Raw genomic sequence first — 10,465 nt, 5'->3', positions numbered from 1 at the left:
AACGGATACCCGCTGTGCAACGGGAGGTAGAACGCTCCGGCCTTCAACACCGCCAGCAGCGCCACCACCAGGTCCACCGAGCGTTCCATCAGCACCGCGACCGGCGCCTCCGGACCCACCCCCAGACCCACCCCCAGACCCACCAACCGATGCGCCAACTGATTCGCCCGCTCGTCCAACTCCCGGTACGACAACTCCCGCCCGGCACACCGCACCGCCACCTCATCCGGGGACCGCAGCGCCTGAGCCGCAAAAGCCGCCGGCACCGATTCACCGATCAACGCCACATTCGAATCAAGTGGCCGATGCTCGACAAAATCAGCAGCATCTGCAGCACGCATTGCCCATCACCCTCTTTCGGCGTTGAGACCGCGCGAAGTTCAGCTGGGCCAGCAACGCGCGTGATCGTAACGGAACCGAAGGTTCCGGATAGCACGTGATCGTCGCGGAATGGAAGGCTGCAAGATGCGCACAGGCGAACAGTGTAGAATCGGCAAAACCCCTGTATCCACTGGAGTCCTCCCTCCGGACGTGCAAACTTCGCCCGGGAAGGCTACTGGGCCACTCAACGGTTTTCATGCCTGCCATTCCGGCATCTCCGCAGCCAGACTAGGCGAACGGCCGCGGGCGGTCACCCCTCGATCTGGTAGGGAAGCATGGATCTCAAGCGGTCCTGTAGCGCATTTCGAGTGCGGGCGGAGTCCTTGAATTCGGATCCAGATCCGCTTGAGAACCACTCCGGTTTCCCGTGCGGGCCTACCAGGTCGAGGGATGCTTTTCCGCCAATGGCTGAACTAATCTGGTCGTAGAGACCAAGGCCATGCCGTCGTAGCGAAGCGAAAAGCGTCGCGGGTAGAGCACACGCGCATTTCGCGACCGCCAAGAGGGTGTCTGCATGTCGCACCTTCTGTATGTCGATTCGAGTCTCGGTGCTGAATCCGTGTCGAGGCGGCTGTCGGCCCATGGCGCCGAAGAATGGCGTAACAAGCCAAGCACCCGAACGGTGGGTGCGTCTACCGCGACGTCGCGGCTCAGCCGGTCCCGCGCATCACCGAGCCCGCGCACCCGCAAGGAGCAGAAGGAGCGAGGTCATGACCAACCCTTTCGAAAACCCCGAGGCGGAATACCTCGTACTGGTCAACGAAGAGAAGCAGTATTCGCTCTGGCCGAAGTTCGCCGAGGTGCCGGCCGGCTGGACCTCCGTGCATGAGAACGACCGCGCATCCTGCATCGAGTACATCAACTCGAACTGGACGGAGATGCGGCCGCACAGCCTCGTACAGCAAATGAATACAACGGCGTGAACCCTGCCCGTCCTCACCGACCTCAGTTCCTGCCCACACAGTCAACCGAGATAGTGAAGCAAATGGCAAATTCAAACGTGTCCATTTTCGATGAACTCTCCATTGACCATGTCGAGTTTTATGTACAAGACACGGCGGTGGCTGCAGCGCAGTTCGTAGACAGCTACGGGTTCGAGATCTACGGAGCTTCCGAACCGGCAGCGTCTGCCGAGGTCATCCGTTCGGTGGCGCTCGGCAAGAATCAGATCCGGCTGGTGCTGACGATGGCGCAGGGTGCTGACCACCCCGCAGCCGCATACGTCGAGCAGCACGGTGACGGGGTGGCCAATATCGCGCTCACGACCTCCAATGCCACGGAGGCGTTCACCGAGGCAGTGCGCCGGGGCGCCGCAGTGGTGGCGGAACCGGTCGAGCGGGACGGGATCACAATGGCCTCGATCAGAGGCTTCGGAGATGTGATTCACACATTCGTGCAGCGCCCTGCCAGTAGCGGTGCGCGGACACTTCCGGGTTTCTCGGCGGTTCCGGAAACGGGTGCTCGGTTTGACAGTGGCCTGGGGGAGATAGACCACTTCGCCGTCTGTCTCGAAGCTGGGCAGCTCACGCCTACCGTGGAGTTCTACGAGAAGATCCTCGACTTCCAGATGATCTTCGAAGAGCGCATCGTGGTGGGCAGTCAGGCAATGGACTCCAAGGTGGTCCAGAGCCGATCCGGCTCTGTCACGCTCACCTTGATCGAACCCGATACCTCGCTCGAGCCGGGGCAGATAGACAAGTTTCTGAAGAATCACGACGGAGCCGGCGTCCAGCACATCGCTTTCACGGCAGACAACATCGTGGAGTCGGTGGGCCTGCTCAAGTCGCTGGGTGTGTCCTTCCTGAGCACTCCAGATGCCTACTACCGGCTGCTGTCCGTGGATCTGACCAAGCACTCTGTTTCCGAACTGCAAGAACTGGATGTCTTGGTCGACGAGGACCATGACGGCCAGTTGTTCCAGATCTTCACTGCCTCGGTCCATCCGTACGGCACCTTCTTCATGGAGGTCATTGAGCGTCTGGGGGCTCGCACCTTCGGGAGCGGGAACATCAAGGCACTCTACGAAGCGGTCGAACGGCAGCGGGTCGAAGCGGAGGCTGAGAAGTAATGGCCCAGCAGTCCGCGGCACCGGTCGATACAGCGGGAACGCAGCCCGTGTGCGTGAAAGACCTGCAGCAGTCGGCCGCCGCGCGGTTGGCGCCGGCGGTGTGGGATTTCATTGCCGGTGGCAGCGGCACAGAATCTACCCTGGACGCCAACCGTGCGGCCCTGGACAGCGTGTCACTCGTGCCCAGGGTGCTGGCAGGCATCAAGAAGACCGACACCGGTGCACAGCTTCTGGGCGCTTCGGCCGCGCTGCCCCTCGCCGTCGCGCCGATGGCGTACCAGCGTCTCCTGCATCCAGAGGGCGAACTTGCAGCCGCAGAGGGCGCTCTGGCGGCGCAGGTGCCCTTTGTGGTCAGCACGATCAGCAGCCATTCGCTGGAGGAAATCGCCACGGTCGGGGCAACCTTGTGGTTCCAGCTGTACTGGTTGCACGATCGCGGTCGGGTGGTCGAGCTGATCCGCCGCGCCGAGCAAGTCGGTTGCCAGGCGTTGATGGTGACCGTGGATGTCCCGATCATGGGCCGTCGGCTGCGCGACCTGCGAAACGAGTTCGCGCTTCCCTCCTGGATCCGTAGTGCCAACCTGGAGCCCGACGGCTCTTCCGCGGCGCATTCCCGTCGTCCCGGCGAGTCGGCCGTGGCTGCGCACACGAAGATTGCCTTCGACTCCACGTTCGGCTGGTCGGACTTGGAATGGATCCGGGAGCAGACCCGACTTCCCTTGGTGATCAAAGGAATCCTTGATCCCAGGGACGCGGAACAGGCCGTCCGACTCGGGGCCGACGCGGTGGTGGTCTCCAACCACGGTGGCCGGCAGTTGGACGGTGCGCTGCCGAGCATCACCGCGCTGCCATGGGTGGTCGAAGCGGTGGGCGGGCAGTGCCAGGTCCTTATGGACAGCGGTGTCCGCAGCGGCACCGACATCCTGCGAGCACTGGCGCTGGGCGCTGACGGGGTCCTGGTAGGACGTCCGGTGTTGTGGGGGCTGAGCACAGCTGGGGCGCCGGGAGTCGCTCAGGTGCTTTCGCTTCTGCGGACGGAACTTGAGGAGGCTCTGCTCCTGGCCGGCTGTGCCGACCTGGCTGCCGCACGCACCTTGCGCTCTGTTGTCTCCGGTATGCGCCCGTGAGTACTGATGGACATCTTTCATTCCCCTGGACAAAACTATTTAAGGAGAAGGTGTCATGCAAGTCGAAGATGACCACGAGTTCGATGTCGTTGTCGTCGGTGGTGGGCCGGGTGGTTCCACCGTGTCCACCCTGGTGGCTATGCAGGGCTACCGTGTTCTTCTCCTGGAGAAGGAAGAGTTCCCCCGGTACCAGATCGGGGAGTCCCTGCTGCCTTCGACGGTGCATGGTATCTGCAGGCTCCTCGGTGTCTCGGAGGAGTTGGAGAAGGCTGCGTTCATGCCCAAGCGTGGAGGCACCTTCCGATGGGGGAGCAGCCCCGAGCCGTGGACGTTCTCCTTTTCCGTTTCCGCGACCTTCTCGGGCCCGACCTCGCTGGCCTACCAGGTAGAGCGGATGAAGTTCGACCAGATTCTCCTGGACAACGCGCGCGACAAGGGAGTCGAGGTCCGCGAGAAGAGCTCCGTGGTGGACGTCATCGAGGAGGACGGCCGCGTCTGCGGGGTGCTCTACAGTGACGTTGACGGAGTTCGGCACGAGGTGCGCAGCCGCTTCGTCGTGGACGCCTCCGGCAACAAGAGCCGTATTCAGAGCCGGATCGGCGGTACCCGGCACTACTCGGACTTCTTCCAGAACATTGCGCTCTTCGGCTACTTCGAGGGTGGAAAGCGGCTTCCTGCCCCCAACTCCGGCAACATTCTTTGCGCTGCTTTCAACTCCGGTTGGTTCTGGTACATCCCGCTCACCGATGAGCTCACCAGCGTCGGCGCGGTACTGCGGCGCGAGGCTCTGGAGCGAGTTCAGGGGGATCGGGAGAAGGCCCTGATGGGCCTGATCGAGGAATGTCCGCTCATCGCGGAATATCTGTCCGAGGCACGTCGGGTGGAGAGCGGACCCTACGGCGAGGTCCGGGTCCGCAAGGACTACTCGTACTGCCAGGACACGTTCTGGCGCCCCGGCATGGTCCTGGTGGGCGATGCGGCATGCTTCATCGATCCGGTCTTCTCCTCCGGCGTGCACCTCGCCACCTACAGCGGTCTTCTGGCCGCTCGCTCCATCAACTCGTCGTTGAGCGGAGACTTTGAAGAGAAGAAGTGCTTCGAGGAGTACGAAGCACGGTACCGGAACGAGTACTCGCTCTTCCACGATTTCCTCGTGGCGTTCTACGACATGCACCAGGACGAGGATTCGTACTTCTGGACCGCCAAGAAGGTCATGAACAGCTCGGCGCCCGGACTCGAGTCTTTCGTGGAACTGGTCGGCGGTGGAGCTTCGCACGAAGGCGGACTGGTCAACGCCGCTTCCTACACAGAACAGCGCGAGTCCACGTTCCGGGAGTTCTCCGAGCTGGTCGACCGGCCCGCAGGCGAGAGCGGAACGGATCGCGATTTGTTCGACTCGATGCTCGTCCAGTCGGTCCTCGAAGAGGGGGCCAAGATCCAGGTCCATGCCGCGCTGGGAGAGGCCGTCGACGACGAAGGCCCGATGCGGGAAGGCGGTCTTGTGCCGTCCGCCGACGGAATGCGCTGGGCGGATTTCGGCTACTGACCTGACCTCGCGTTCGGGGCGGGTTTCCGGGGTGCGGGCAGGTCGGTGGCGTCGTTCAGGCGAGCCCTACGGTGGCCGGTGGCCGCCCAGAGGCTGATGGGGGGTAACGATGATTCGAACGATGGCTGTGGTCGGCACGGGCCTGATCGGCACATCAATCGGCTTGGCTATCAGTCGGCATGGCATAACAGTGCATTTGCTCGACAAGGATGAAGTAGCCGCTCGCACGGCCGCCGCGTTGGGCGCGGGAGTGGTTGGCGCTTCGGACGAACCGGTCGACTTGGCGGTGATCGCCGTACCACCGAGCGCAGTTGGCGACGTGCTCGCGGAGATGCAGGCGCGAGGGCTGGCCCGGAGCTACACCGACGTGGCCAGTGTGAAGGCGGAGCTGGCACGAGACATCCGGACGTCCGTGGATACTCCGTCCAGTTATGTAGGTGGACATCCTCTTGCCGGCCGTGAGCGATGCGGCCCGCTCGCTGCTCGCGCGGATTTGTTCGAGGACAGTGCCTGGGTGCTGACTCCTTCGGAGACGACGTCTCAGGACGCGGTGAACCGGGTGTTCGAGATGATCGCGCTGTGCGGGGCAGTTCCAGTGATCATGGAGAGTCGCGCGCACGACAATGCGGTGGCATTGACCTCGCATGCTCCTCATCTGGTGGCCAGCCTCATGGCCGCGCGACTTCAACGCGGCTCGCGGGAGGCATTTCGGCTCGCGGGGCAAGGGCTGCGCGACGTGACGCGGTCAGCTGTCAGGGATACCGGGCTGTGGAGCGACATCCTGCAAGCCAACGCACCGGCTGTCGCCGGAGTACTCCGGGAACTCAGAGACGATCTGACGACACTGCTGGCCACGCTCGACGACTTGTCCAATGCACCGCAGGACATGAGAAGCCAGTGCCTGGAGCCGATGGTGGACCTGTTGAACAGGGGTGCTGCCGGACTGGCGGCGATTCAGGGGCGGCAGGCCACGGACAGGGAGACGCGCGTGGAAGTCCTGGTGGCCGAGAGCCCCGGACAGTTGGTGCGTCTGCTGGACGCTCTCAAGACATTCCACGTGGAGGCGGAGGACGTGGTGCCGCGCCACTCCACGGAAGAAGGAACCTTCTCCATCACGTTCGCGGTGCCGGCGGCGCGTGCCGGCCAGATCGTCCTGGAGTTGGGCCGAGCCGGTTGGAACGCTCAATCCGTCGACCCGGTCTCCGGCGCACGGCAGCAGAAAATGGCAAGCGTGCTTTCCCCATGAGCCGTGTGAGCTGTACTGGGATTCATGAGGTTCATGGGGTTTCGTCGGCTCAAGCGAATTGACGGGCACCCCCGCACGCATCTCGTCGGCCGAACTCGGCTCGACGCTCACAGCATTGAGACTGCGGATAGAGGATGGATGAATGCATGCACAAAAGGGCTCCATTGCTGACCCGCTTCGCGTGGCCATCATAGGCACGGGAAATATTGGCTGCGACCTGCTGCTCAAGGTCATAGCGTCCCCCCATCTCCGGTGCGACTCGTTCGCCGGCCGGCGAATCAGCTCTCCGGGTATAGAGCTCGCCGAGTCTCGTGGGATCCCAACGACTGCTGGCGGGATCGACGCGGTTGCTGAGTTGGCGGACCGAATCGACGTGGTCTTCGATGCGACGTCGGCCAAGGACGCGGTGCACAACTGGAACATACTCGAAGGTTTGGGCATCCCTGTCATCGACCTCACGCCGTCGCATCTCGGTAAATTCTGCGTTCCGGCACTGAACCTTGAGGAGTGCCTCACCGAGCAGAACGTGAGCATGGTGACCTGTGGTGGACAAGCCGCAGTTCCCATCGCGCGCTGCTTCAGCGATGCCTCCGACGGCTTGGGATACCTGGAAATCGCCACAGCCAGCTCATCGGCGAGTGTCGGTCCTGCGACGAGGGCGAATATTGATGAATACGCCTTCACCACTCAGCATGCCACCCATGAATTCTGTCGGGTGGACACCGCCAAGACGATTCTCATCATCAACCCGGCGGAGCCGGGAATGGTCATGCGGAACACCATCGCGGTCCCGGCTTCCGAAAACGTTGACATGGAAGCGCTGCGCGTCTCGGTCGACGAGATGGAGAAGCGGATCAATTCCTATGTCCCGGGCTATCGCGTTGTCGTTCCGCCAGTTGCCACCGGCGATCGCATCATGGTGACCATCGAAGTCGAAGGACTCGGTGACTGGTTGCCACGCTACGCCGGGAATCTGGACGTCATCACCTGTGCGGCAGTGGCTGTCGCCGAGGGGCGAGCGGAGGCACGTCGATGAAGACACATGCCGAGCGGCAGCTCAAAATCTGTGACACGACCTTGCGGGACGGAAATCACGCCGTAGCGCATCAACTGGGTCATGCGGACATCGTCGCCTACGCCAAGGCCGCTGAGCTTGCGGGGGCCGACCTCCTCGAGGTCGGGCACGGCAACGGACTTGGCGCCTCGTCCATCCAGGTCGGACGTGCCGCGCTGACCGACATGGAGATGCTCACCGCCGCGCGCGCCCAGTTGAAGCAGACACGGCTCGGCGTCCTGTCCATCCCGGGGTTCGCGACGGTCGAACGCGATCTGAAGCCCGCACTGGACTGCGGCGTCGACGAGGTCAGGGTCGGTGCGCACTGCACAGAAGCGGATGTGACCCGTCAGCAGATCACCATGCTCCGTGAGATGGGTGTCACGGTCAAAGGCATGCTGCTGATGAGCCACATGGCGTCGACCAAGACGCTCATCGAGCAGGCACGGCTCATACAGGAGTACGGAGCACACGCGGTCATCCTGATGGACTCGGCAGGTGCGTACACTCCGGCCGCAGTCGATGAAAAGGTCGGCGCGCTCGTCGAGGAACTCGACATCGAGATCGGCTTCCACGGCCACAACAACCTCGGCCTCTCGGTGATGAACAGCATGGCCGCCGTCAAGGCCGGCGCGACCATCGTGGATGTGACGGCGCGCGGCTTCGGTGCCGGGGCCGGTAACGCCCCGCTCGAACTGGTCGCCGCAAACCTGCACCTGGAACAGATCGAGACCAAGCTCCAGCTGTTCGCGGCACTTGACGCGGCCGATCTCGCGGAATCCACATTCGTCAAGCGCATTCCGACGAACGACAGTGTCACCATTGCGAGCGGCATCGCCGGTGTCTTCTCCGGCTTCGCCTCGCCCACACGCCGTGCCGCCGAGCGCTTCCAGGTGGACCCACGAGAAATCCTGATGGAACTGGGCCGTAGGGGCGTCGTCGCCGGCCAGGAGGACACCATCATCGAAGTGGCGATGGGACTCGCCCAGAAGAACTCCCTGTACGAAGTAATTTGATGACCGTTCAGAAGACGGAGGAGCAAAGGTGAACTTGGATTCCGCACGCGAGGTGGGAGCGGATTTTGCGGCGGTCGCCGCACTGCTCCAGATCGGAGCCGAGATCGGCGTGGACCAGGTGCTGGACTCGGGCCGCACGTTCGGTATCGCCGATCTGGCCGAGGCGACAGGCCTTTCCCAGGACAGCCTCAGGAATTATGTGCATGCGCTGTCGGCCGCCGGGCTGGTCGCCGCCGAGGACGGGAAGGACCTGTACCGCGCGTCCGACGACTACGCGGACTGGAGGCACGAGGTCGGGTATCTGTCCTGGGCGCTGACCGCAAACAGTCCGTTCCTGCAGAACGCCCGAGCCTTCCTCACCGACAGCGAGTCCGCCGCTGACACCTATCGCCGTGACGGGCGCCGGGTGGCGGTCAGTTCGCGCTGGATCGGGGATCGGACCTTCTACCCTGCCGTTGTCGAACGGGTCGTGGCCGCCGACGCGAAGCACGTCGTCGACCTCGGCGCGGGCGCGGCCGGTCTGCTCATCGACCTCCTCCTTCAGGACGGCCGCCGCTCCGGTGTCGCCCTCGACCTGAGCCCGGCTGCTTGTGACGCCGCCCGAGAAGCCGCGGGACGAGCCGGCGTGGACGATCGGCTGCAGGTCATCGAGCGGTCGGTCGAGTCCCTGATCACCGACCCCGGTCCGCTCGAAGGGGCGGATGTCATCCAGGCATGCTTCGTGATGCACGACGTCCTGCAGAACGAAACCGTCTTCGAAGACGTGCTGCGCACCTGTCACAAGGCTCTCGCGCCCGGCGGAGTCCTGGCCGTGGTCGATGCGGTCTCGTACGGACAGGAAGCTCGCGAGCGTAAGTTCAGCGCCCTCTTCACCTACCTGCACTCGAATTTCATGGGAATCAAGCTGCCCACCGCGGACCAATGGGTTGAAAAGTTCCGCAGCGCTGGCTTCTCGAATGTCGATTGCGTGTCACAGATCATGCCGGGTGGTCGGCTGTTCGTGGCGACCAAGTAACTTCCCGAGGTCTGAATGGAGGCGTGCCGAGACGGGGACAGTTGCGCCAGCCACCTGCGCAGCACTCAATTCGGCCACGAGTTATGCTTCAGGATCCACACGCCGTTCATGAGCAAATAGCCCTCGAACTTTGGAACGCCAAGAACGAGCGCAAGGCGATACCGCCCATCTCCGCTCGGTATCCCGAGTTCACCGCGCTGGACGCCTACGCCATCCAGCGGACATTCCGTACCCTGGAACACAAGAACGGGGCAGTGCATGCCGGATACAAGATCGGCGCCACGAGCATCGCCATCCAGGAGATGTTCGGCGTCGATCAACCGGATTTCGGATTTCTGACCGAAGGCATGCTTCTCGCCGACGGCGCCTGCCTCGATCCGGAATGGTTCATCTCACCCAAGGTCGAGGGGGAGATCGCGTTCCGGATCGGCGCCGACCTCTCCGATCCCCGTACGACCGCTGCGGATGTACTGAACGTCACCACCGAGGTCTTCCCGGCCTTGGAGGTACTCGACAGCCGTATCAATAACTGGGACATCGCGTGGGTGGACACCGTCGCGGACAACGCCTCGTCGGCAATGGCCGTCTTGGGTGAGGCCGTTCCCTTCGATGGGCGCGACCTCGCCGCCGAGACGATGGTGTTCAAGTCGGGTGGTTCCGTTCAGACGGCGAACGGTTCGGCCGTGATGGGGCATCCGGCGGAGTCCGTGGCATGCCTCGTGCGCATATTGGCCTCTTTCGGCGAGGGGATCGGCGCCGGCGACTTGATCCTGGCCGGGTCGCTGGCCGCAGCGGTTGATCTCGAGGCAGGCACTACCGTCAGGGCGTCATTCGGATCCTTGGGATCCGTGTCCCTTTCCACTTTCAGTAATTGAGCTCTTACGTAGCTCTCTCCATGCGACACACGTTTGAACCCAATATCGAAAGAGGGTGATGGGAAATGCATGCTGCAGATGCTGCTGATTTTGTCGAGCATCGGCCACTTGATTCGAATGTGGCGTTGATCGATGAA

10 protein-coding genes are annotated in these 10,465 nt (G+C 63.0%); 9 read left to right on the top strand and 1 reads right to left on the bottom strand.

Annotated elements, in window-relative coordinates; translation table 11 throughout:
• Positions 1 to 341, bottom strand: a 341-nt coding sequence (locus AQI95_RS43525) for an AMP-binding protein (protein WP_159056757.1), incomplete at its 3' end; no start/stop codon positions are given.
• Between the two features lie 750 nt (positions 342 to 1,091).
• On the opposite strand from AQI95_RS43525, the gene AQI95_RS43520 reads away from it, so the two are divergent.
• The 9 genes from AQI95_RS43520 (at position 1,092) to AQI95_RS43480 (ending at position 10,328) form a co-directional block, all read left to right on the top strand.
• The gene (locus AQI95_RS43520) at positions 1,092 to 1,304 is read left to right on the top strand and encodes an MbtH family protein (RefSeq protein WP_067136985.1); all 213 of its coding nucleotides are present in this window, start codon (positions 1,092 to 1,094) and stop codon (positions 1,302 to 1,304) included.
• 77 nt (positions 1,305 to 1,381) lie between these two features.
• Entirely contained in the window at positions 1,382 to 2,449 is a 1,068-nt protein-coding gene (hppD, locus tag AQI95_RS43515) for a 4-hydroxyphenylpyruvate dioxygenase (protein WP_341849509.1), read from the top strand.
• Positions 2,449 to 3,576, top strand: a complete 1,128-nt coding sequence (locus AQI95_RS43510) for an alpha-hydroxy acid oxidase (protein ID WP_067136981.1) — start codon at positions 2,449 to 2,451, stop codon at positions 3,574 to 3,576. The genes hppD and AQI95_RS43510 overlap by 1 nt, the downstream gene beginning before the upstream one ends.
• 55 nt (positions 3,577 to 3,631) lie before the next feature.
• Complete coding sequence (locus tag AQI95_RS43505; protein WP_067136979.1) at positions 3,632 to 5,122, top strand: tryptophan 7-halogenase; 1,491 nt, start codon at positions 3,632 to 3,634, stop codon at positions 5,120 to 5,122.
• A 121-nt stretch (positions 5,123 to 5,243) separates the two neighbouring features.
• Complete coding sequence (locus AQI95_RS43500) at positions 5,244 to 6,368, top strand: prephenate dehydrogenase (RefSeq protein WP_244189105.1); 1,125 nt, start codon at positions 5,244 to 5,246, stop codon at positions 6,366 to 6,368.
• A gap of 142 nt (positions 6,369 to 6,510) precedes the next feature.
• Positions 6,511 to 7,404 carry an acetaldehyde dehydrogenase (acetylating) gene (locus AQI95_RS43495; protein ID WP_067136974.1) on the top strand — a complete coding sequence of 298 codons (894 nt, stop codon included), beginning with the start codon at positions 6,511 to 6,513 and terminating at the stop codon, positions 7,402 to 7,404.
• Positions 7,401 to 8,438, top strand: coding sequence for a 4-hydroxy-2-oxovalerate aldolase (dmpG, locus tag AQI95_RS43490; RefSeq protein WP_067136972.1), 1,038 nt, complete (start codon positions 7,401 to 7,403; stop codon positions 8,436 to 8,438). Before AQI95_RS43495 ends, dmpG begins: the two co-directional genes overlap by 4 nt.
• Before the next feature lie 28 nt (positions 8,439 to 8,466).
• Entirely contained in the window at positions 8,467 to 9,453 is a 987-nt protein-coding gene (locus AQI95_RS43485) for a class I SAM-dependent methyltransferase (protein WP_067136970.1), read from the top strand.
• A gap of 83 nt (positions 9,454 to 9,536) precedes the next feature.
• On the top strand, positions 9,537 to 10,328 hold the full coding sequence (locus AQI95_RS43480; protein ID WP_067136968.1) for a 2-keto-4-pentenoate hydratase: 792 nt from the start codon (positions 9,537 to 9,539) through the stop codon (positions 10,326 to 10,328).
• The last annotated feature ends 137 nt before the right edge of the window (positions 10,329 to 10,465 follow it).

Origin of the sequence: Streptomyces yokosukanensis, assembly GCF_001514035.1 — a bacterium.
GTDB lineage: Bacteria > Actinomycetota > Actinomycetes > Streptomycetales > Streptomycetaceae > Streptomyces > Streptomyces yokosukanensis.
The sequence above is the reverse complement of the archived record's forward strand: the minus strand, read 5'-3'. Positions and strand labels throughout refer to the sequence as shown.